The sequence below is a fragment of the Nocardia sp. NPDC059154 genome, assembly GCF_042755705.1.
In the GTDB taxonomy this organism is placed as follows: Bacteria; Actinomycetota; Actinomycetes; order Mycobacteriales; family Mycobacteriaceae; genus Nocardia.
On record NZ_JBHZCS010000011.1, the window covers coordinates 89875 to 113035 of the forward strand.

The 23161-nt window shown below is 69.7% G+C and carries 16 protein-coding genes; 6 read left to right on the forward strand and 10 right to left on the reverse strand.

The window, feature by feature from the left end:
* Positions 1-249: 249 nt before the first annotated feature.
* Complete coding sequence (gene galK / locus ACFXN1_RS12660; protein ID WP_379437532.1) at positions 250-1362, reverse strand: galactokinase; 1113 nt, start codon at positions 1360-1362, stop codon at positions 250-252.
* Positions 1363-1634: 272 nt separating this feature from the next.
* On the opposite strand from galK, the gene ACFXN1_RS12665 reads away from it, so the two are divergent.
* Positions 1635-3155 (forward strand): diguanylate cyclase domain-containing protein, encoded by a 1521-nt coding sequence (locus ACFXN1_RS12665; RefSeq protein WP_379437534.1) that lies wholly within the window; start codon positions 1635-1637, stop codon positions 3153-3155.
* 77 nt (positions 3156-3232) lie between these two features.
* Here ACFXN1_RS12665 and ACFXN1_RS12670 read toward each other — a convergent pair whose 3' ends face one another.
* Entirely contained in the window at positions 3233-3985 is a 753-nt protein-coding gene (locus ACFXN1_RS12670; RefSeq protein WP_354840504.1) for a DUF6319 family protein, read from the reverse strand.
* 240 nt (positions 3986-4225) lie between these two features.
* On the reverse strand, positions 4226-4636 hold the full coding sequence (locus tag ACFXN1_RS12675) for a hypothetical protein (protein WP_379401766.1): 411 nt from the start codon (positions 4634-4636) through the stop codon (positions 4226-4228).
* Positions 4637-4818: 182 nt separating this feature from the next.
* Between ACFXN1_RS12675 and ACFXN1_RS12680 the strand changes: the two genes are divergently transcribed.
* The gene (locus ACFXN1_RS12680) at positions 4819-6783 is read left to right on the forward strand and encodes a molybdopterin-dependent oxidoreductase (RefSeq protein ID WP_379437536.1); all 1965 of its coding nucleotides are present in this window, start codon (positions 4819-4821) and stop codon (positions 6781-6783) included.
* A gap of 9 nt (positions 6784-6792) precedes the next feature.
* On the opposite strand, the gene ACFXN1_RS12685 is transcribed toward ACFXN1_RS12680, so the two are convergent.
* The 5 genes from ACFXN1_RS12685 to ACFXN1_RS12705 form a co-directional block, all read right to left on the reverse strand.
* The gene (locus tag ACFXN1_RS12685) at positions 6793-7701 is read right to left on the reverse strand and encodes an SGNH/GDSL hydrolase family protein (protein ID WP_379437537.1); all 909 of its coding nucleotides are present in this window, start codon (positions 7699-7701) and stop codon (positions 6793-6795) included.
* 129 nt (positions 7702-7830) lie between these two features.
* Positions 7831-10359 (reverse strand): MFS transporter, encoded by a 2529-nt coding sequence (locus ACFXN1_RS12690; protein WP_379437539.1) that lies wholly within the window; start codon positions 10357-10359, stop codon positions 7831-7833.
* Positions 10360-10480: 121 nt separating this feature from the next.
* A complete protein-coding gene (locus tag ACFXN1_RS12695) occupies positions 10481-11140 on the reverse strand; it encodes a phosphate uptake regulator PhoU (protein WP_379401770.1) in 660 nt (219 codons plus the stop codon).
* Between the two features lie 129 nt (positions 11141-11269).
* Positions 11270-12517: a diguanylate cyclase domain-containing protein gene (locus ACFXN1_RS12700; protein WP_379437540.1), complete on the reverse strand. Its 1248-nt coding sequence runs from the start codon at positions 12515-12517 to the stop codon at positions 11270-11272.
* Between the two features lie 152 nt (positions 12518-12669).
* On the reverse strand, positions 12670-13548 hold the full coding sequence (locus ACFXN1_RS12705; protein WP_379427148.1) for a DMT family transporter: 879 nt from the start codon (positions 13546-13548) through the stop codon (positions 12670-12672).
* 183 nt (positions 13549-13731) lie between these two features.
* Between ACFXN1_RS12705 and ACFXN1_RS12710 the strand changes: the two genes are divergently transcribed.
* From ACFXN1_RS12710 to ACFXN1_RS12720, 3 genes are all read left to right on the forward strand, one after another.
* A complete protein-coding gene (locus ACFXN1_RS12710) occupies positions 13732-14352 on the forward strand; it encodes a TetR/AcrR family transcriptional regulator (RefSeq protein ID WP_379437542.1) in 621 nt (206 codons plus the stop codon).
* A 59-nt stretch (positions 14353-14411) separates the two neighbouring features.
* Complete coding sequence (locus ACFXN1_RS12715) at positions 14412-15974, forward strand: FAD-dependent monooxygenase (protein WP_379437544.1); 1563 nt, start codon at positions 14412-14414, stop codon at positions 15972-15974.
* 269 nt (positions 15975-16243) lie between these two features.
* Positions 16244-17629 (forward strand): DUF2252 domain-containing protein, encoded by a 1386-nt coding sequence (locus tag ACFXN1_RS12720; protein ID WP_379437545.1) that lies wholly within the window; start codon positions 16244-16246, stop codon positions 17627-17629.
* A gap of 12 nt (positions 17630-17641) precedes the next feature.
* Here the strand turns inward: ACFXN1_RS12720 and ACFXN1_RS12725 are convergent, their stop codons facing one another.
* Together ACFXN1_RS12725 and hrpB are read right to left on the reverse strand one after the other, a co-directional pair.
* On the reverse strand, positions 17642-18622 hold the full coding sequence (locus ACFXN1_RS12725) for a zinc-binding alcohol dehydrogenase family protein (protein WP_379437547.1): 981 nt from the start codon (positions 18620-18622) through the stop codon (positions 17642-17644).
* A 221-nt stretch (positions 18623-18843) separates the two neighbouring features.
* A complete protein-coding gene (gene hrpB, locus ACFXN1_RS12730; protein ID WP_379437549.1) occupies positions 18844-21291 on the reverse strand; it encodes an ATP-dependent helicase HrpB in 2448 nt (815 codons plus the stop codon).
* 160 nt (positions 21292-21451) lie between these two features.
* Here hrpB and ACFXN1_RS12735 point away from each other — a divergent pair, with 160 nt between their 5' ends.
* Complete coding sequence (locus tag ACFXN1_RS12735; RefSeq protein WP_379437550.1) at positions 21452-22990, forward strand: DUF4185 domain-containing protein; 1539 nt, start codon at positions 21452-21454, stop codon at positions 22988-22990.
* Positions 22991-23161: the final 171 nt, after the last annotated feature.

Below are 23161 nucleotides of genomic sequence, written 5' to 3' on the forward strand. Positions count from 1 at the left end.
ACGACCGAAAACGGGTGTCCCGCCACCATTTACACCGACCCGGACGGCAGCAGCACACCGACGGTCTCTGTTCACTGCTGCCATACCGGCGAACTGACCGAGGCCGGGCGAATAACCCACACGCACTGCAGTTTCGCGGCCACGGCGAACAGCGCATTGCTCGGCGGAGGGTTACCGCTCGAGTCCGGCCGCACGTGGATCCAGTTACGGCGGACAGTCTCTGACGACGAGTTGGAGGTACAGCGCGGGTCAGGGAAGGCGGTGGGCGCCGGCGGAGGGGATCACCGTGTAGTCGTGGGGTGGGGGGAATCCCTTGGTGGCGAGGGATTCTCGGATGACGGTGACGATGTTCGGGGTGTCGTCGCGGTCGGCGAGGGCGAGGATGCTGCCGCCGAAGCCGGCGCCGGTCATGCGGGCGCCGTGGGCGCCGGCGGCGAGAGCCGCGTCGACGGCGGTGTTCAAGGGTGGGGCGGAGACTTCGAAGTCGTCGCGGAGGGATTGGTGGGCGGCGGTGAGGAGGGGGGCTATGGCGCGGGGGTCGGCGCCGGTGCGCAATTGTTCGGCTATTTGCAGGACACGGGCATTTTCGGTGATCACGTGGCGGGCGCGGCGGCGGAGGAGGGGGTCGGTGAGGCGGTCGGCTTCGGCGGCGAAGGGGATGTCGCGGAGGGCGGGGGCGTCCAGTTGGGCTGCGGCGGCGGCACATTCGGCGCGGCGGGCGGCGTAGTCGCTGTCCACCAGGCGGTGGGGGGTGCCGGTGTCGATGATGAGCAGCGTCAGGCCGAAGGCGGCCAGGTCGAACGGGATCTGCTCGGTGGCTCCGGTGCGGGTGTCGAGGAAGAGCAGGTGGCCCGTGGTGCAGAGGAGAGAAGCGGACTGGTCGAGGGTGCCGGTGGGGACGCCGGCGTAGACGTTCTCGGCGGTGCGGGCGATGTCGATGAGCTCGGTGTCGGTGATGGCGGGGGCGAAGAGGTCCCGCAGGGCGATGGCGACCGAGCAGGACAGGGCGGCGGAAGAAGACAGGCCCGCGCCGATGGGGACCGTGCCGTCGAGGTCGAGGTGGACGCCGCGCACCTCATAGCCGCGGCGCTCGAATTCGCGGATGACGCCGAGGGGGTAGCGCGACCAGGCGGGGAATTCGGACCAGCCGCCGGTGGCGAGGGCGGCCGTGGTGGTGTCGACGGGGTCACCGGGCGCCTGCCGGGATCTCAGCCGCACCACACCCCCCGGTCCGGCCGCCGCGGTGCAGGTCACACCCAGTGGCAGGGCCATCGGCAGCACGTAGCCGTCGTTGTAATCGGTGTGCTCGCCGATGAGATTCACCCGGCCCGGGGCCCACCAGCGTCCCGCCGTCGTTTCCACTTCCGGCTCCTGTTCACAGGTTCGCGCAGGCCGTACGGTTCGATTCGCTGGGCAGCATAACGAGTCTCGCGGAAAGTGATCCTGCGGGTTCGCCGAACTCCGCTCCGGAGCGGCCGTTTTCATGTCATGATCGGTTCGGTTGCCCAGATAGTGGCAGCGCCTTTTCTCTACCGGGCACTCTGTCACTGCTGCGCGGGACCTATGCTCGTACCGCAACACTCGGTTGATGATCGGCGGTGTCTTTTCGAGTACTGCTCGGACAAGGGGGGCTGGTGGGAACGGACGCACAACCGGCCGAACGGTCTGGTCCGCGCTTCAAAATCTGCTGGCGCACCGTGCTGTTCATCGGTGGCGTGCTCATTCTCGGCCTGCCCATGGTGGTCAATACCCGCGCGGTGACCCTGGGCACCCTGTTCGTGTCGGTGGCCATCAGCCTCACCATGATCGGGCTCGGTGTCCGCAGGTACCACCCCCGCCACCCCCTGCCCTGGTATCTACTCTCGGCGTCCGCCGTGCAATTCGCCATCGGCACCGGGCTGCGCCACATCTCCGAATCGCAGCGCCACCCCTTCGACGATCTCTTCACCCTCAGCGGATACTGCTGCGTCGGCGTGGCCGCGGTGCTGTGGCTGCGCCCGCGGCAGAACAGCACCGATCACGATCTGCTGCTGGACTCCGGGCTGATCGGCCTGGGCGCGCTGCTGCTGTCGTGGACATTCCTCATCTCACCGGTGCTGCATATGACGCACCACACCTACTTCACCACCATCACCTCGGTCGCGGATCCGATCGTGGACGCCCTGCTGCTCACCGTGATCGTGCACTCGGTGATCACCTCCGCGCGCTCGGAAACCTCGCTGCGGCTGGTGCACCTCGCCATGCTGGTGATCCTGGCCGGTGACCTGGCCTACAACCTGGAGACCGCGGGCTCGGCGGTCTTCGGCCGCCAGATCCAGCTGCTGCCACTGCAACTGGGCTTCACGCTGATCGGCGCGGCCGCCCTGCACCCGAGCATGGTGGTCCTCGGCGAGCCACGCGACATCCATCCGCACCGGTCCCGGCAGCGAGCCAGCATCATCGCCATCGTCATGATCGTGGCCTCGCTGGTGCCGGTGGTGGGCTCCAGCCTCGACACACTCGACCGCGTGGTGGTGTCCTCGCTCTTCGCCCTACTACTAGCGGGCGTACTACTACGCAGCGAACGCGCCATCGAACGCAGCGCCCGCAGCGAACGGCGCGCGCAGTATCAGGCAGACCACGACATGCTCACCGGACTCCTGAACCGCGCCGCCCTGCTGCGGGCGCTGCATCGTAATCGGGAGCGTTGGGCCGGACAGCCTTTGGCCCTGCTGTTCATCGACCTGGACGGCTTCAAGCGGGTCAACGACAACTACGGCCATGCGGTGGGCGACGAGCTCATCGCCAATGCCGCCGCCCGCATCCGCCGTGTGATCCGCCGCGATGACGCGGCCGCCCGCTACGGCGGTGATGAATTCGTGGTGCTCGCCCCGCTCGCGCAGCAGCAGGCCCGCCAGCTGGCGGAGCGGCTACTCGCCACCCTGGGAGAACCGTTCGAGCTGAGCGCGGCCGAGGTGCGAATAGCGGCCAGTATCGGAATCGCCTGCACCAAGCCACGAGAGACCGAGACCACCGTCTACGAGCTACTGCGCGAGGCGGATTCGGCCATGTACCACGCCAAGGAATACTCCCTCGGCTACATCTTCCACGACGACCTGCGCCGCAGCCGTCCCGAATCCGGTCCTCGCACCTGGCAGCGCGAATCCGCGGTATGACCCGGAAGCGGCCCAGCCCCACACGAAAAGGGTTGGGCCACCGGTCCTCGCGCCGGGGTTACCCGCGTGGAATCTCGTCAGGCCAGGTCTTCGAGTAGCCGACGGGCCGATTCGAGTTCGGCCTGCAGCTGCGCGACCTTGGCCTGCTGGGCGGCGCGGACCGACTCGTGGATGGAGTCGACGACCTCGGCGAATTCGGGGTGGAGAATCTTGGCTGCCTGGGCCACAGCGGAACTCGTGACCGGCAGGCCCTTGATGGTGCGCTTCTTGCCGTTCACGACATCCAGGGTCCACTCCCCCTCGGCGGTGCCGCTGAGGGTGACCGTCACCTCGGGAGCCTTCGGCTTCTTCGCGGCGGCGCTGTTGGCGGCATTGCGGGCCGGACGCGACGCGGCGGGCTTGGCCTTGGCCTCGGGCGCGGATTCCGCAGCCGGCTGCGGGGTCTCGACCTTGGCTTCCGGAGCGGGCGAAGCGCTCGGCGCGCTGGCCGGCATCGTCACGGGAGACGACATCGTCACGGTGGGTTCCTTCCTGGTTGCCGTTTTCGGTTGAGCTCCGGCCGGTTTGGCCGGGTTCTGCCGGGCCGGTTTGGTCAGGGTCACCTCGGTGGGACCGAAGGACAGCACATCCTTCGAGCCCGTCGGCTTCACCTGCAGGAAATCCCCCTCGGACGGATCCCCGAGGGACATCACCTTTCCGGAACGGCCTTCCGGGACGCCGACCGCCACCGCGGTGAACCACACCATCGGTGGCCGGCCCGCGTCGATTTCCGCGGCGATCTGCCGAATTTCGGTATCCGACAAGGGCTGTGGCTTGGTACGGGTCGACATGGGGCACTCCGGGCGGACGGGGCGGACATCTGCGTGCCAAGAGCATGCACCATGGCACCGACAAATCCACATCCGGAGAACGCACATGGTCACCGCCCGAGAGCCAGTGAACCATCAGCTATTCCTACTGGTGCGGCCCACAGAGCATGGCCGGCGCTGGTGATCCTAAGCGTCCGCCCCTGTCCCCGCGCAACTTTCGAGGCAGCGCGACCGCCCGGCCGCCCGATTCGCGAGCATCGGTCAGAGTTGCTCGACCCCGCGCAGCACACACCGGACGGTCTGTGGCCGCGACACCGGATTCAGCCGCGTCTCGGTCGTGAAGTCCTGCGTCGAGCCCGGCGCCACCAGCACCTCGGTGCGTGTCCGTTCCAGATCGGTGGATTCCGGCGACATGAAACTGATCACCACCAGATACCGGTGCTCCACCACATCCCGATTGCTGACCACCGCCGTCGCCTGCCAACCCGCCGAGGTCCCCGCGCAGGCGGTGACGAAGGCGCTGCGCTGCATCTCGCCCGAGTCGCTGGCGGCCATCTCGCTGTTCGCCTGGTGTGCGTGCGCGGCATCGGTGTGGCCGGCGTGGGCGCATCCGGTCAGCAGCGCCGCACATCCCGAGACGACACCGACGAGACCTCGGCCGGGGGTGATCATGAATCTCCCATTCCACCGCGCACTTCCGCCCCCGCACTCCTGTTGCGGCTGATTAGCCGCGCGCCGAGAGTACCCCAGCTCGACCGCGTGTCGTCACATGACGGCATAGGCGTGTCGCGCCCGGAAACCGGCCTTACGCTCGCCTTTCGCGCGCCCGCTCGGACCTGCCTACGATCGATCGGGTGAAGGTTCTCGGAGCATGCCCACTCGACTGCCCGGACGCCTGCTCCTGGGTGGTGGACGTGCAGGACGGCCGGGCGACCGGCCTGCGCGGCAACCGCGAGCACCCGGTCACCCGGGGCGCGCTGTGCGTGAAGGTGAACCGCTACCTCGACCAGGTCCACTCCCCCGAGCGCCTCACCCGGCCACTGCGCCGGGTCGGCCGCAAGGGCGAGGGCCGCTTCGAACCGATCACCTGGAACGAGGCGCTCGACGAGATCGCCACCCGGCTCACCGGCATCCTCGCCGAGTACGGCGGCGAGGCCGTCTGGCCCTTCCACGGCACCGGCAGCCTCGGCTACATCCAAGGACTGGAGGGCTTCTCCGGCCGGCGGTTCTTCAATGCGCTCGGCGCCTCCCTGCACGACCCGACCATCTGCTCCGTCGCGGGCAGCACGGGGCTGAAATACACCCTGGGCACCGCGGGCGGCATGGACCCGGAGCAGCTGGCGCAGTCGCGGCTGATCCTGCTGTGGGGCACCAATCCGCTCAGCTCCGGCCATCATGTCTGGAAGTTCATCCAGGACAGCGGCGCGTACACGGTGGCCATCGACCTGGTGCGCACCCGCACCGCCGAACGCTGTGACGAACACCTCGCCCCGCTGCCCGGCACCGACGCGGCGCTGGCGCTGGGGCTCATGCACGTCATCGTCGGGCTGGGCGCCGAGGACACCGAGTTCCTGGAAACCCGCACCGAGGGCTGGCCCGAATTCCGCGAGCGCATAGCGCAGTACCCGCCGGAGCGGGTCGCCGAGATCACCGGGCTGCCGGTGGAACGCATCGTGGCTCTGGGCGAACGCATCGCCCGCACCCGGCCCACGGCCATTCGCGCCTCGCAGGGAATGCAGCGGCACGCGGGCGGCGGGATGGCGCTGCGCACCCTGGCCTGCCTGCCCGGTGTCACCGGCGACTGGGCGATTCCCGGTGGCGGACTGCACTATTCGACCAGCGGGCACTTCCGGCTCGACACCCCCGCGCTGATGCGATTCGATCTGCTGCCGCATCCGGTGCGGACGCTGTCCATGACCCGCATGGGCGAGGTGCTGCTGGACACCGACGGACCGCCGGTCAAGGCGCTGTTCGTGATCGCGGCGAATCCGGTGGGCTCCAATCCCGATCAGCGCCGGGTGATCGAGGGCCTGTCGCGCGAGGATCTGTTCACCGTTGTCCTGGAACACTTTCCGACCGACACGGTCGACTACGCCGATATCGTCCTCCCGGCCACCATGCAGCCCGAGCACCTCGATGTGCTGGCCGCGTACGGCAATCTCTATCTGGTCTGGAACGAACCGGCCGTGACCCCGCCCGGTGAATGCCTGCCCACCACCGAGACCTTCCGCCGATTGGCCCGGCGCCTGGGGCTGACCGAACCGGCGCTGTACGAGTCGGATGAGGACCTGGCGAACCAGCTGTTGAAACAGTACGACGTCGACCGGCTGCGCGCCGACGGCTTCCTGAAGATCGATCCACGCCCGGTGCCCGTGGACAAGCTCCGGTTCGTGTCGAACCGCGCGGCGCGGGCCGGCCACGATCCGCTGGCCGGGTACACCCCGCCCGCCGATCCGGGCGACGGACTGGTGCTGATCTCCGCGGCGTCGCACTACTTCCTGAACACCAGCTTCGGCGTCGATCCCGAATTACGCAGGCGCGCAGGCGAACCGACCGTCACGATGCATCCCGGGGACGCGGCGGCGCGCGGCATCGCGGACGGCGATCCGGTCACCGTCCACAACGATCGCGGCTCCTTCGAGGCCGTCGCCGAGGTCTCCGACCGGGTCCGGCCCGGCGTCGCCGCGACCACGAAGGGCCGCTGGGCCAAGCACTCCGGCGGTGCGACGGTGAATGCGACGGTCGCGGAACGCGATTCGGACTTCGGCGGCGGCGCGGTGTTCCACGACAACCGGGTATCGATCACCCCGCGCCGCTGACTACGCCCGTCAGGAGGTGGCGTCGAGGGTCTCCAGAACCCGCCGCGCCTGGTAGTTCGCGCCGAGCTGGTTGGGGTGGAACGGCACCGCGAGCCCGACCGGGCTGCCCGAGAACGGCAGCAGCCCCTCCACCCAGCGGGTGCCGACGGGCTGACAGGCGTCGTGCCCGGAGCTGCCGTCGTAGGTGTCGACGAACTCGACTCCGGTCTCGGCGGCCACCCGCCCGAGCATGTCGTGCAGTTCGATCAGCTTCTGCCCCAGCCAGATGGCGTCGGCGTCGGAGATGGGGATCTCCGGCCAGCAGCCGCCGTCGAGGCCGATGCCCTCGAAGTAGTCGAGCAGCAGGATGCGGGCGTGCGGGGCGCGCTCGCGAATACCGGCGATGGTGGCGGCCACCCGGGGTTCGGTGCGGGCGATATTCTGCGACATCCGGTCGACGCCTCCCACCACCATCTCGTTCAGGCAGGGGCTGACGGCCGGGTCGGGGGTGATGCAGTCGGTGACGGTGGCCGCGAGATCCGCGTCATTGCCGCCGATTTCGAGGGTGACCAGGTCGGTGTTCTCGGTCAGCCGGTCGAACTGCGGCGCATTGTCGCCGAGCGCGGTGTGCTGCGGCCGGGTCATGTCGGCGGTGACCGCGCCGCCGCAGGTGGCGTCACGGAACACCGGCACGGCCAGGGCCGCGGCGACCTGCTTGGCGTAATTGTGGACGCTCTGTACGCACGGCGCCGGGGTGAAGGCGGTGGTGAGCTGGCTCAGGGTGGCGTCGGCGGCCCAGGAATCGCCCAGGGCCACATACTCGTTGACGGCTGCGCCGGTGTCGGGGGTGGCGGGTTCGGCCTGGGCGGCGGCGGTGGGCACGAGGGCGGCGAGGGCGGCGAGGGCGGCCACGGTCAGCAGTGCACGCGAGGTCTTCATGTCTGTTCTCCCCTGAACCAGCCCAATACCGAATGTTGGACTGTATTCAGTCGGAAACCTAACAGCTGCGGAACCGCGGCGCGCGGCGAATTGAAACAATCCTCGGTCGCAACCACTCCCGGCCCCGGCTCAGACCCGATCCACCGACTCCCAGCGCTCCCGCTCGGGCGACTCCACCCGCTCGTAGCCCAGCAGGACATCGTGGGCGACCTCGCCGTCGGCGACCGTGACCCGGCTGAACGCCGCCGGATATCCCCGGGCCATCACGGTGTAGCGCCCCTCCGCCAGATCCGGCACGGCGTAGCGGCCGGTGTCGTCGGTGCGGGTCACGGCGATCAGATCACCGGCCTCGTCCAGCACCGTGATCTGGGCATCGGGCACGCCGTGCCCGCGGTCGTTGCAGGCCGATCCGGCCAGCACCGCGCGCGGCGCCAATTCGATGTCGTGGCGCAGCATTCCGCTGTCCGGCACGGTCAGGGTGACCGCGGAGGGACGCATGTGATCGGCCACCGCCACCAGCGTGTAGGTGCCGGCCAGCACGCCACGGCAGATGAAATCGCCCTCCGGGGTGGTGACCGTCGAGCCGACCACGTCGCCGAACGCGTCGGTGAGGGTGATGGTCGCATCGCCCAGTGGCGCACCGCGTCCCAGCGACCGCACCACGCCCGACACCTCACCGGATCCGAGCAGGGCCACATCCAGGCGGTGTGGGCGGCTGCCGACCGAAACGGTCACCGCGGCGGGCTGATAACCGAACGCGGACACGATCAGCACGTAGCCGCCCGCCCGCGGGACACCGATGACATAGCCGCCGTCGGATTCGCCGACGGCTCGCGAAACCTGGCGTCCGCGTTGGTCGATGAGGGTGAGCACTGCGTCGGGCACCGACTGCCCGTCCTCGCGGTGCACGCACCCCGACACCGACAGCCCCAACGGCTCGGCGAAATGGAACTCCGGCTCGAGTTCCGGCTCAGGCTCCGGCTCCGGCTCGAGTTCGGGTTCCGGCTCGGCGATCTCCTCCACGACCGGCGTCGGAACATCCTGCAGTGGAATCTCTTTCATGAACATGAGCACGAATGCCGCCACCACCGCCACCGCGGCCGCCACGACGAACACCCCGCCCATGGCGTGGGTGAATCCGGTCAGGATGGGTACGCGCAGCTGGTCCGGCAGGGCCGCGATGCTGCTGGTGTTGCTCTGGATCCGGCCCAGCTGCCCGGCGTCGAATCCCGGCGGCAGCTGTCCGCCGAAGGCCGCCAGGATCTTGCGCGGCAGCAGGTTGAACAGGATGGTCAGGAAGACCGCGACGCCGAGCGTGCCGCCCATCTGCCGGAAGAAGGTGGCCGACGCGGTGGACACACCCATATCCGAACGCGGCCCGGCGTTCTGCGCCGCGATGATGAGCGTCTGCATGCACCCGCCGAGGCCGAAACCGATGATGCCGCAGTACAGCAGCGGCTGCCACAGCGGGCTGTCGTAGTGCACCAGCGCGAACAGCACCGACCCGGCGCCGATGACCAGCGAGCCGAGGATCGGCAGCACCTTGTAGCGCCCCGTGAATTTGGTGATGAGCCCGGACAATTGCGCGCCCAGCATGATGCCCAACACCAGCGGCAGCATGAAGAGCCCGGAACGCGTGGGCGAATATCCGCGCACCACCTGGAAGTACAGCGGCACCAGCACGATCGCGCCGAACATGGCGACACCGACGATGAACCCACCGAGGATGGCGATGCTGAAGGTGCGATTCGTGAACAGCCGCAGCGGAATCAGCGCGCTGTCCTTCATGAGGAATTCGACGATCAGGAACAGCACCAGTCCGGCCGCCGCGATGCCGTAGCAGAACAGCGCACGATGGGAGCCCCAGCCCCAGTCCCGGCCCTGCTGGGCGACGATGAGCAGTGGAACCGTGCCCGCCGCAAGGGTTATCGCCCCGAGCCAGTCGGTGCGGTGGCGGTGCCGGGCGAAGGGCACGTCCAGCACCTTGCCGACCACCAGCAGCGCCAGCACCCCGATCGGCACGTTCACCAGGAACACCCAGCGCCAGCCCGCGAGCCCGAGAATGTGGTCGGCATTGGAGAAGAAGCCGCCCAGTACCGGTCCCAGCACCGTGGCGATGCCGAAGACCATCATGAAATAGCCCTGGTACCTGACCCTTTCGCGGGGCGGCACGATATCGCCGATGATGGTGAAGGCCAGCGACATGAGCCCGCCCGCGCCGACGCCCTGCAGCGCACGGAATCCCGCGAGCTGGTACATGGAGGTGGCGAAGGTACAGCACACCGAGCCGATCACGAAGATGCCGATGGCGATGAGGTAGCAGGGTTTTCGGCCGTAGATGTCGGCGAGCTTGCCGTAGAGCGGCGTCGAGATGGTGGCGGTGATGAGGTAGGCCGTGGTGGCCCAGGCCTGTTTGTCGAAGCCGTGCAGGCTGTTGGCGATGCGGACGATCGCCACGCTCACGATGTTCTGGTCCAGCGCCGCCAGGAAGACGCCCAGCAGCAGGCCGGACAGGATGGTCATGATCTGACGGTGCGACAGCGTTCTCTCGATCGGCGCTGCCCGGTCGCTCGGTGCCGGGGCGGCCGGGGCGACCCGGACCGGCGCCGCCACCCGTGCCGGGGTGGACACCGATGTCTGGGTGGAGATGTTGGTCATGTTTGGGGCCCTTGTCGGATTTCGGCTGTCCGTGCGTGCGGTGCTACTCGAAAAGACCTCGCCATGAAGCAATTCGGGCAGCTTACTCCCGCCGATCGGGGCCCCTCACACGAGGTGGCGGTTACGCCTCCGTTTGCGCGTAGAGCGGAATACCGGTGTGGAAGAAGCGAATGAGCCGCCCGATGCGCACGCAGTGGTCGGCCCCGCGCTCGAAGTGGTGGGCCAGCAGCGCGATATCGATGGCCATGGCCGACCCGTGCGGCCAGCCGTCATCGGCCGCCAGCTCCACCAGCCGGCCGCGCAGCCGCTCCAGGTTCTCGTCGCGCGGCACCAGGGCGCGATCGCGCGGCGGGTTCTGTGCCGCAATCACTTTGCCCGCCAGATCGGTGAGATCGGTGACCGCGGCGGACATTTCCGCGAGCAGGTCGAGAACGTGCTGCGGGGCCACCGCATTCGGGTAGCGGCGCACCACCACATCGGCCACCCGGCTCAGGGCGCGGCTGACCGCCAGCAGGTCGTCGGCGATCTGCATGGCCGTCACCACCTGGCGCAGGTCGCGGGCAACCGGCGCCTCCAGGGCGAGCAGAATGACCGACCGGTCCTCACATTTCGCGTGCTCGATCTCCACCTGCTCTTCGAGCGCGAACACCTCGTAGGCGGCGGTCAGGTCGCTGCCGAGGAGCGCCGCCGCGGCCCGTTCGGAAGCCTCATGCGTCAGTCGCGCCATATGCGCGAGCTCATCGGTCAGCGCTATCAGCTCGCTGGAGAATTTCGTGCGCACTCGCATATCTTGGCCGCCCACCCGCATGCCTGCACACTATCGCGGCAAAACCTTTATCCCCGAATGGCTCTCGGTTCGCTTCCCGAGACAAGAACCGACCGCCCAGTCGGGCGTGCGGCGGCTTCATGGCTACTGCCTGGCTGCGGGGCCGTTATCGGTGCGGTGCAGTACCCAGGTGCCGCGTCCCGCGGCTTTGGCGCGGTACAGGCCGACATCGGCTTCGTCCAACAGCTTTTCGGCATTCGCGCCGGCAACCGGAGTGACAACGGCGCCGATGCTGGCCGAAATCGACAGCAGATCGCCGGGACCGACCGGAACCGGGTCTCGCAGCGTCGCAAGCATGGTCTCGGCGGCCGCGTGGGCCGTGTCGTCGTCGCAGGGCGGTGCGAGCAGCGCGACGAACTCGTCTCCTCCGATGCGGGCCGGCGTGACCGTCGGCGAGGTCAGGGTCGCGTCGAGCCTGCGGCCGACCTCGGCCAGCACGCTGTCTCCCGCGTGGTGGCCGTAGCGATCGTTGATCTTCTTGAACGCGTCGAGATCGAGGAAGCACAAACCGATGTGATCGCCGGGACGGGCCGCCGCCACAATGGCCTCCAACTGCTCGAGCAGGCAATGGCGATTCGGCAGACCCGTCAACGGGTCGTGACGGGCCTCCCACCACAGTTTCTGCTGCATGGCCCGCCGTTCGGTGATGTCATCCCCGACGGCGAGCACGCGCACGTCACGTCCGTCCGCGTCGCACACCAGCGTCATCGTCCATGCACCCCAGCAGACGCTGCCGTCGGGGCGACAGAAGCGGCCTTCGAAGTGCACGGTGCCGCTTCTGCGCTTGAGCAAACCGACGACCGCGTGACGGAGTTCGTCGCGGTCGTCGGGGTGCATCAAGTCCAGAGCGGACACCCCCGGCAGGTCCTCCTGGTTCATCCCGACCATCCGTGCCGTCGTGGGATTGGCCTCGAGTGTGATGCCGTTGCGGTCGTAGAGCGCGATAGCCACCGCGGCGTTGTCGAACACCGCGCGAAAGCGTTGCTCAGCGACCTTCTGACTGCGGGCGTGGACCTCCAGCAGCTCGTTTGTGTAGCCGCGGCCCAGCTCTCCCAGGAGTGCGCCGAACCGCTGTGCCCGATCCGGCCGCCGTGATCGCTCCAGCAAACCGGCAAGCATCGCCGCGGTCGGAGTCATCATGGCGGGGATCGTCAGGTTCGACCGGACCATCTCGACCCCGACTCGGTATGCGGGCGACGGGTCGAACGACTCGGCCGACAACGCAGCTTCCAGCTCGACGATCCATTGTGTCGTCAACTGGCGGATGTCGTGCGGCACTGATGCCGGCACGCCATCGCAATCGAGCAGGGCCGCCGACCATTCCCGCGCCATGTCGGCAGCCTCACGACTGTCCATCCGTGAGGACCTTCCTCCATCGCCGGACCATCGAGGTCCAGCGCTTCCCTCCCCACTCGCTAACAATGAGCATACGAAAGAACCGCTGTGCCTGTATCCGAGCCGGCCGAAGACGGCGGCCGACCCAGCTAGGCCGGCGCAGGCTCGGCCGCGGGCCGCACCCGGGCCCGGGCGGTGCCCAGGATCGAGCCCAGGATCACCAGCGGGAAGCCGATCGCCATGCCCGCGGTGAGGGGCTCGTCCAGCAGCGAGACGCCGATCAGCAGTGCCACCGCGGGATTGATGTAGGTGATGACGGTGGCGCGCGACGGGCCGACCTCGCCGATCAGGGCGAAGAAGACCACGAAGGCCAGCGCGGTGCAGATCAGGCCCAGGCCCACCACCGACCAGCTCGCTCCGGCCGGAAAGCGAGAAGGCATCCGCCACAGCGCGAACGGCAGATAGATGGCGGCGGCGAAGATCAGCGACCCGGTCACCACGCCGATCGGTGGCAACTCGGCCAGCTTGCGGTCGATGATGATCGGGCCCAGCGCATAGCCGATGACACTCACGCCGATGGCCGCCAGCGCACCCAGATTCGAGACGTCGATATCCAGACCGACCAGGGCGGTCACGCCCGCGAAGCCGATCACCAGGCCGAGAATGCGCCGCGGGTCGAGGCGTTCGTGCCCGAGGCGGGTGGTGAGCACGATGGCGATCAGGGGCACCGCCGCGATCAGCAGGCCCACCGTCGAGCTGGTCAGCCTGGTCTCGGCGCGCCCGATGAGCAGCCACGGACCGGTGATCTCGACGATCGTGTACACCAGCACCCAGCGCCAGTGCCGCAGCGCCGGCCGCAGCACCCGGGTGGACAGCGCGATGGGCAACAGCACCAGCGCACCCAGGAGGGTCCGCCCGAAGGCCACGAACACCGGATCGAAATCCCGCACCGCGACCCGGATCATGGCGTACGGCACACCCCAGATCACACCCATACCCAGGAACAGCAGCCAGCCGCGCTTGCTCACCGCCCCACCCCACAACCTCGTCGCACGACACGCTCCTTCCGAATCCCCGGGAGCGTAAGCCACGCCGCCGACACGCTGAATCGGTCGTCCGAACGCCATGGGCGTCCGAACTATTTCGGTCGCTACAAAACTTTCCCAGCGAGAAACATTGCCCACTGGGCACGTTTTGCGCATACTGGAGTCATGCCGGACGAACAGACCCTCGGTCTCCGCGAACGCAAGAAGCTCGACACCCGGAAAGCCTTGAGCGACGCGGCACTTCAGCTCATGTTCGAGCGCGGCCTGGAGAACGTGGTGCGCGAGGACATCGCCGCCCGCGCGGGAGTGTCCGTGCGCACCTTCAACAACTACTTCTCGGGCAAGTACGACGCGCTCGCCTACCGGCAGCTGGCCCGACTCAGCAGCGCCGTCGAGATTCTGCGCGCCCGTCCGGCGAACGAGCCGCTGTGGGAGTCGCTCACGGCGGCACTGCTCGAGCCACTCGAGGCGGAACACGCCGAGTCGCCCGGGTATCTGCCCTCGCCCACGGAGCTCGCCGAGGTCCGGAAACTGGTGGCCGCCCCCGAGACTCGGGCCCTGCTGTCCAAGGGCGTCGAAGACAACCTGATCATCGCCATCGCCGAACGCACCGGCACCGACCCGGAACTCGATCTGTACCCGCGGCTGGTGGCCGGGGCGGCCGGCGCCGCGCTGCAGGCCGCCTTCGAGGCCTATGTGCGCACGGCGCCGACCGTCCCCGTCACCCATCTGCTCCGCCAGGCCCTGTCCGCGCTCGCGGCGGGCCTGCCGCAACCACCGGCATAGCAGCGCCGCTTTCGCCGGTTTCTCTCCAAATACCCTCAACGACAAGAGGTTTATTTGCCATGCCCGAAAACACCGTCGACATCGTCATTGCCGGAGCCGGGCCGAACGGCCTGATGCTCGCCTGCGAACTCGCACTCGCCGGCCTCCGCCCGATCGTGCTGGATCGACTCCCCGCACCCAGCCCCGAACCGAAGGCCAACGGCCTGGCCGGGCAGGTGGTCCGGGTCCTCGACATGCGGGGGCTGTACGGCGCGTTCAGCGGCAGTCCGGCCGCACCGGCCCCGGCGCCGCGCTACATCTTCGGCGGCCTGCCCCTGGATCTCACTGCCGTACAACCGAATCCGGTGCACCTCGTCTTCAAGCCACAACCGGAGATGGTGGAGATCCTCACCAAGCGCGCCATCGACCTCGGCGTGGACCTGCGCTGGGGACACGAGCTGACCGGCATCGAACCCGCCGGCGACCAGGTCACGGTCACGGTGTCCGCGCCCGACGGGCCCTACCCGCTGACCGCCCGCTTCCTGGTCGGGGCGGACGGCGGAAAGAGCTTGGTGCGCAAGCGGATCGGGATCGAGTTCCCGGGCATCACCTCCGACGGTCATGTCAGCCGGGTCGGCCATGCCACCCTGCCCGACGAGTTCCGTTCCGGCGACGGCGGCATCGAGATTCCCGGGGTGGGCCGGTTCGGGCTCGGCCATCACCGGCTCGAACGCGGCATCTTCATCTATGCCGAACTCGATCCGGGACGGCCGATCATCGGAACCATGGAATTCCAAGGCGGCGAGCAGTTTTCCGACGACGAACCCCTGACGTTCGAGGAACTGCGCGAGAGCGCCGAACGCGTTCTCGGCGCCCCGCTGCCCATCACGCCGCCGCCCGGCCCGGGTCCGCACACGCTGCGCCGCACGATCGGCCAGAACACCCGGGTGGCGCAGCACTACCGGCAGGGCGCCGTCCTGCTGCTCGGCGATGCCGCACACGTGCATTCGGCGATGGGCGGGCCCGGGCTGAACCTCGGCCTGCAGGACACCGTCAACCTCGGATGGAAGCTCGCGGCCGAAATCCGGGGCTGGGCACCCGAGGGCCTGCTCGACAGCTACGAGTCCGAGCGCCACCCGGTGGCCGAGCGCGTGGTGATGTACTCGCTCTCGCAGGCGGCTCTGGTCTCCCCCGGTCCGGAAATCACCGCTCTCCGAGAGCTTTTCGGCGAACTGCTGCGGCTCCCGGCGGCGGCCGCCCATATCGCCGGACTGCTGGCGGGCTCGGACATCCGCTACGACGTCGGCGACGATCATCGGCTGTCCGGCTACTTCTTCCCCGACTGCGCCCTCGAAACAGCCGGCGGCCCAACCCGGATCGCCGAGCTCCTGCGCGACGCCCGGCCCCTCCTGCTGACCTTCGACGCCGCCCTCGATCCGGTCGCCGCCGTGGCGGGCTGGGCCGACCGCATCACGCCCCTCGCCGCCACCGCCACCGACGCACCCGCCGCGGCGCTGCTGATCCGCCCGGACGGCTATGTGGCCTGGGCGGCCGACGACGTCACCCCGGCAGCTCGGGAGAGCCTCCGGAACGCGCTGCACCGATGGTTCGGCGCACCCACTCCCGACGGCGCGGCCGGATAGGGGGTCACACAGGCTCGATCAGGCATCGCCGCCGAAGGCCAGGCAGCCAACCTGATCGAGCCCGTTGGCGATACCCATACCGCGGTCGGGCTCGTGGCCGGTCACGGTGGGGCGGTCACCCCGGGCCCGACCTCCTGGACGATGCGGCGCCTTCGTGGCCACCGACCACCGGCAGCACCGAAGGCTCGGCGGTCACATCGTCGCGCGGCATCGGCACTGTCGCCGGCGGTGTCCTGGGAATCCGCTTGCGGTCGAACTAGAGTCCTCCCATGGCGACATCGGAGGCGGAGTCGGCGGCGGGCGGTAACGGGGCGGCGGAGGCCGGGCGGGCCGCGCGGAAGCAGGTGCCACGGCGATCGCTCGGTGAGTGGAAGCCCGCGGCGGATCGGGAGGATCCGATAGCGGTGCTGGAGCGTCAGGCCGCGACCCGGGTGCCCGAGCTGGTGGAGATCCGGTACGCGCGCATGGCGGCCGGGCAGTTCCCGTTCTATCGGGGTGCGCCGGCGATCATGGCGGCCGATCTGGCGAGCGGGCCGAACACCGGGCTCACCGTGCAGTTGTGCGGGGACGCGCACCTGTCGAACTTCGGCTTGTTCGCCTCGCCGGAACGGTCACTCGTGTTCGACGTCAACGACTTCGACGAGACCCTGCCCGGGCCGTTCGAATGGGATGTGAAGCGGCTGGCGGCCAGCGTGGCGGTGGCGGCGCGGGCCAATGGGTGCGACGACGCCGAGGCGAGCGGGGCGGCGGCCGCGGCGGCGCAGGCCTATCGCGAGGCCATGGTGCGGCTGGCGGGTCTGGGCGAGACCGACGTCTGGTACGAGATGGTGGACGCCGAACGGGTCGCCGAGCTGCTGCGCCCGCACGACCGCAAGCAGACCGAGAAGGTGATCAGCCGGGCGCGGGCGCGCACCAGCCTGCAGGCGCTGGACAAGCTCACCGAACCCGGGCCCGATGGCGTGCCGCGCATCAAGGCCGATCCGCCGCTGCTCAGACCGGTACCGAGAGAGCTGCACACCGAACTGCTCTCGGTGCTCTCGAACTACCGGGACACGCTGCCGGAGGAGCGCCGGGTGCTGCTGGATCGGTACGAATTGCGGGATATCGCCATGAAAGTCGTGGGCGTGGGCAGCGTGGGCACGCGCTGCTTCATCGCGCTGCTGACCGGGCGCAATACCGGCGATCCGCTCTTCCTCCAGGTGAAGCAGGCCGAGAACTCGGTACTGGCCGCGCACCTGCGGAGCAGCAAGTTCCAGCATCAGGGGCACCGGGTGGTGCACGGGCAGCGGCTCACCCAGTCGGCCGGTGACATCTTCCTGGGCTGGGCGACCGGCCCCGATGGGCTGTTCTACTACTGGCGGCAGCTGCGAGACATGAAGGGCTCCTTGGTCATCGACGAGATGTCGGCGGCGCAGCTGCGGCAGTACGCCGGCCTGTGCGGGCACACGCTGGCGCGTGGCCACGCGCGATCGGGAGATCGGGTGGCCATCGCCGCGTATCTCGGCAGCAACGACGTCTTCGACCAGGCGATCGGGGCCTTCGCGCTGGCCTACGCCGATCAGACGTCGGCCGATCGCGAATCCCTGCTCGCCGCCATCGAATCCGGTCGCGTCACGGCTGCCGAGAACCTCGCACCGGAGAAGAACGGGCAGTAGGCGGGCCGGGCGTTACTCCGGGTTGACGGCGATCACCAGCTTGCCGGTCGAGGAGCGACCTGCCATCAGCCGGTGCGCGTCCGCGGCCTCGGCGAGCGGGAACTCGGCGGTGATGGGCAGCCGTACCTTGCCGGAGGTGGCCAATTCGAAGGCGTGCGAGGCGATCTCGTGCAGAACGTCCGGGGCCTCGACGCTCAGGCCGAGAATGGAGAACCCGGCCACCGAGCGGCCCTGCGGGTAGAGGTCGGGCGCGCCGACCTGCCACGGGCCCGCACCGCCCGCATTGCCGAAGGAGACCAGGCGGCCGAAGCGGGCCAGGGAATCCAGTGTGCGGCGCAGGGTTTCACCGCCGATGGACTCCAGCGCGAGGTCCACGCCGCGACCGCCGGTGGCGGCGGCGACCTCCGCGTCGAAGGATTCGTTCAGAAATGCTGCGTCATAACCGTATTCGCGGGCGTACTCGGCCTTGGCCGGGCTGGACACCACGCCGTACACCGCGCCCGCGCCCGCGAGCTTGGCGATCTGCGCGACCACCGTGCCGACGCCGCCCGCCGCGGCCTGCACCAGCATGGTCTCCCCGGGCTGCAGGCGGCCGACGGTGTGCACCAGGGCGTAGGCGGTCGGCAGCACCGTGGGAAGCGTTGCGGCGGTGCGCAGATCGACGCCCTCCGGCACCGGGAACACCGTCGCGGCCGAGACGACCGCGACATCGGCGTACGCGCCGCCGTCGGTGATGGCGGACACCGGCTGGCCGACGCTCAAACCCTCGACACCCTCGCCCACGGCCCGGACCCGCCCGGACAATTCCAAGCCCGGCACGAACGGCAGCCCCGGCACCCGATAGCCCACGGCCCGCGCCTGCAGATCGGCGAAATTCACTCCGACATAGGCCACATCGATGGATACCCGCCCGGCCCCCGGCTCCGGCACCGCGAGCTCCACCGACCGCAGCACCTCCGGTCCACCGAATTCGTCGAATCGAATCGCACGCATGCCGCCACACTCCCTCTCCGCCTGCTCACCGGCGGGTCGAACCACATCATCCGAACGCCGGACGCACCGCCTTGCAGCACCCGGACGTCACCGGCTATTCCGCATGCTGCCCTTGAAGTCTCGCTCCCGCCACCCGGTCCGGCGGGACACCGCTACCCGCAGCGATCGGCCGTCGCCGCCCGGTCCGGTCAGCCACCGTCAGTCGGAGCGATGGGCCCCGGTCAGCCGGAGCGATTGGCGTTGCGGGCGGTGCCGCGATGGGCGGTGACCGTGGTGGGGTCCTCGGGCCAGGAGTGTTTCGGGTAGCGGCCGCGCAGGTCGGCGCGGACCTGGGGCCAGCCGGTGCGCCAGAAGGACGGCAGGTCGGCGGTGACGGCCACCGGGCGCTGGGCCGGGGACAGCAGGTGCAGCAGGATCGAGGCGCGGCCGCCGGCCAGGCGGGGAGGCTCGGTCCAGCCGAAGATCTCCTGCACCTTGACCGCGAGCACCGGCGGGTCCGTGGAGTAGTCGAGGCGGACGCGGCTGCCGGAGGGAACCTCCAGGCGTTCCGGGGCGAGCTCGTCCAGGCGTGCGGCCTCGGGCCACGGGAGCAGGCGGCGCAGGGCCTGACCCGCATCGGCGCGCTCCAGGTCGGCACGGCGGCGGGCGGTGGAAAGTTCTGGGGCGAGCCAGGTTTCGGCGTCGGCCAGCAGGGTGGCGTCATCGACGGCGGGCCAGGGCGCGCCGAGGGTGTGGTGCAGGAAGTCCAGGCGCTGCCGCAGGCTGCGGGCATCCTCGTCCCAGCGCAGCAGGTCCAGGCCGGTGGCGCGCAGTCCGCGCAGCAGGGCGGCCGACACCAGGCTCGGATCCGGTTCCCTGAGCGGCTGCTCCGACAGCACGATCGCGCCGAGGCGCCGCACCCGGCGGGCCACCAGATCACCGTCGGCCCAATCGACCTCGTCGACGGTCTCCAGGAGGTTCGCGGCGGCCTGCCGGGCGAGCTGCTCATCGGCCTTGGCGGCCAATCGGATTCGTCCCTCGGCCTGACCCGGGTCGCGCCCGGCCACCGCGATGGCGAGCCATTCGGCATCGCCCAGCCCGCTGCCCGGTGGCAGGGTCACCGCGGTGCCGCCCGCCATCAGGTAACTGGCCGAACCGGGGGCCCGGCGGCGGGCCAGCCGTTCCGGATAGGCCAGTGCCGCAACGAGAGCCGGGTCGTCCACGCCGTCGCCCTCGACGAGTTTCGCCAGCCGCTGCGCCTCCCGCTGCCAGCGGGCGGGCCGGTCGCCGCGCAGGCTCCGCAGTGCCGCGGCCAGATCGATACCGGGAGCGAGGGAATCGTCATCGAGTAGCGCGACCACCTCGGCCGCCGCCCGCGCCCCCACCTCGCGCGCCCCGTCGAGCAGTGCGCGCGCCAGGCGCGGATGCAATCCGACGGCCGCCATGCGCCGTCCCCGATCCGTCACCGCCCCATGGTCATCCACCGCGTCGAGCGCCCGCAGCACCGCCCGCCCCGCCGCCAGACCACCCGCCGGCGGGGCATCCCACCAGGCCAGCGCCTGCCCGTCGACGGTGCCCCAGCACGCCAATTCCAGGGCCAGCCGGGTCAGATCGGCGGTGCGGATCTCCGGTTCCGGGTACGGGGGCAGGGTCGCGTGCTCGTATTCCGGCCAGCACCGCCACGCCCACCCCGGGCCTTCGCGGCCCGCGCGTCCGGCCCGCTGCTCGGCCACCGCGGCCGAAACCCGCACGGTCGCAAGCCCGGACAGCCCGCGCCGATGATCGATGCGCGGCACCCGCGCCAGTCCCGAGTCCACCACCGCCCGCACCCCCGGCACGGTCAGGCTGGATTCGGCCACCGCCGTGGACAGCACCACCCGCCGCCGCGCGCCCGGCCGCAGCGCCGCGTCCTGGGCCGCGGCGGACAACCTGCCATGCAAGGGCAGCACGTCCACCTCGGGCAGTCCCGACAACAGGTCGGCGGTCCGGCGGATCTCCCCCGCCCCGGGCAGGAAGACCAGCACATCGCCCGCGCTGCCCGCCAATGCCTGGCGGGTCACCCGCGCCACCTGCTGCTCGATCCGCTCCCGGGCGGCCGGCGGCACGTACTCCAGCTCGACCGGATAGGCCCGGCCCCGCACCTCCAGCACCGGCGCGGCGGGCTCCCCCTCCCCGCCCAGCAGCGCCGAAAGCCGTTCCGCCGCAACGGTCGCCGAGGTCGCCAGCACCCGCAGGTCCGGCCGCAGCCCGGCCCGGGCATCCAGGAGCAGGGCCAGCAGCAGATCCGCGTCCAGGTGCCGTTCATGGCACTCGTCCATGACGACCGCGTAGACCCCGGCCAGCTCCGGATCGTTCTGCAGCCGCCGCACCAGCAGCCCGGAGGTCACCACCTCGATCCGAGTCCCGGCCCCCACCTTCCGGTCTCCGCGCACCGCATACCCGACGGTCTCTCCGACCCGCTCGCCCAGCAGCGCCGCCATTCGCGCGGCCGCCGCCCGCGCTGCCAGCCGGCGCGGCTCCGCCACCACCACCCGTCCGCCGGTGGCCGCGGCCAGGGCCAGCGGAACCAGCGTCGTCTTGCCGGTTCCGGGCGGCGCGACCAGCACGGCGGTCCCGCACTCGCCCAGGGTGGCCGTGATGCGGTCCAGCGCCGGGCGTACGGGGAGGTCGGGAAGATCAGGCAGCTTCATTACCGCTCAGTCTGCCGCCCCGGCGACGCGCCGCTGCCACCGGCGTCGGCGGCGACGGCCCGGAACGACCGATACCCTGACCGGTTCGTGCCGCTACGCGCAGCGGGCGGAACCGGACTAGGTTGAGTCAGCCGATCTTGGACGAGGAGCCGCACACCACATGGGAATTCGATCCCGCCGCTGGTCGAGTCATTCCGGATTCCCTGCGGCGCCCGCACTCTCGGGCGTCGTCGCACTGGGCGCGATGCTGCTGCCCGCGCCGCCCGCCGGGGCCGCGCCGCATCCCTGGGCGCCCGCGCCGGTGAACAGCTGCGGCGAGACCGGGTTCGATCCGCTGGACCGCCGAGCGGACCCGAATGGCGCCCAGCCGCAGGGCAATCAGACCATCAAGGTCCCGGTGCCGGTGCCCCAGATCGTCACCGTCCAGGTGCCCGGCCCGAAGCCCGACAACACCCGTGTCGATCCGGTCGTGCTGCCATCCGATCCCTGCGCCAACCCGTGCCCGGACATCCGCGACACCGTCCCGGCCCCGGCGAATCAGCTCGGCGGCGGCAGCGCGTCGCTGCCGCAGGTAGAGATCACCACCGAGCCCGAACCCATCCCGATCGTGGTGCCGGGCGGGGAGCCACCCGAACCCCAGGCCGCACCCACCGCGGCCGTCCAGTCCGCCACGCCCGCACCCGTGGCCGCGCCGGTGGCCGCGCCGCAGGTGGATTCGGTCCAGCTGGTCAACCAGGTCACCGGACAGGGTTCGGTCAATCGCACCGATATGCGCTGGTCGGTCGACGGCACCGACCTCGGGCTCATGTGGGAGACCAAGCCCGGCCAGGTCGCCGTCATGTTCGGCGACACCTTCGGCAAGGGCTGGAAACCCACCGGCGCCGGCACCGACCAGCAGGACTGGCGCAGCAATGTGCTGGCCTACAGCAGCACTCGCGATCTGTCGCAGGGTCTGATCCTGGACGACTTCGTGCAGAACAGCCGCTGCCACGCCGCCGAACTGCTCGACAGCCGCAAGATCAAGAACTTCGAGACCACCACCATCCCCACCTCGGGATTCGCCGTCGGCGACCGTCAGTACCTGACCTACATGTCGGTCAACCACTGGTCCAAGATCCCCGGCATGTGGTCGACCAACCTCGGCGGCATCGCCTGGTCCGACGACAACGGCCGCACCTGGACCAAATCGCAGTGGGCCCGCTGGGACAATCTGTTCGGGCTCGGCCGCTTCCAGGTCGCCACCATGGTTCCGCACGGCGACTACGTCTACATGTTCGGCACACCCAACGGCCGCCTCGGCGTCATCGGCCTCGCCCGCGTCCCCGCCGACCAGGTCCTGAACAAGTCGGCCTACCAGTACTGGATCGACGGCACCTGGACCCCCGCCGACGGCCCCAACGAATTGCTCGCCACCCCACTGGTTTCCGGCACCGCCAGCGAACTGTCCATCCACTACGACCCCGAGTCGAACCAGTGGCGGATGGTCTACCTCGACGTCACCCGCAACCAGATCGTCCTCCGCACCGCCGCCGAACCCCAGGGCACCTGGTCGGATCCGACCCCGCTGCTCAGCACCGACGACTACCCCACCGCCTACGGCGGCTTCATCCACCCCTGGTCCACCGCCAAGGACCTCTACTTCACCATCTCCACCTGGAACAGCTACAACGTCTACCTCATGCACGCGACGCTGAAGTGATCACGCGACGCTGAAGTGATACCGGCCCGCTGAACGCTCCCGCTCGATTGCCGCCAGGTGTCGGTTGCGCGACGGAACGGTGGAGATCCCGTCCGGCGCCGTGATCTTGTTGGCCGGCAGGGCGATGCTGACACGATCGAGCCGGGTCCGGGATCAGGTCGAAGGGAGCGC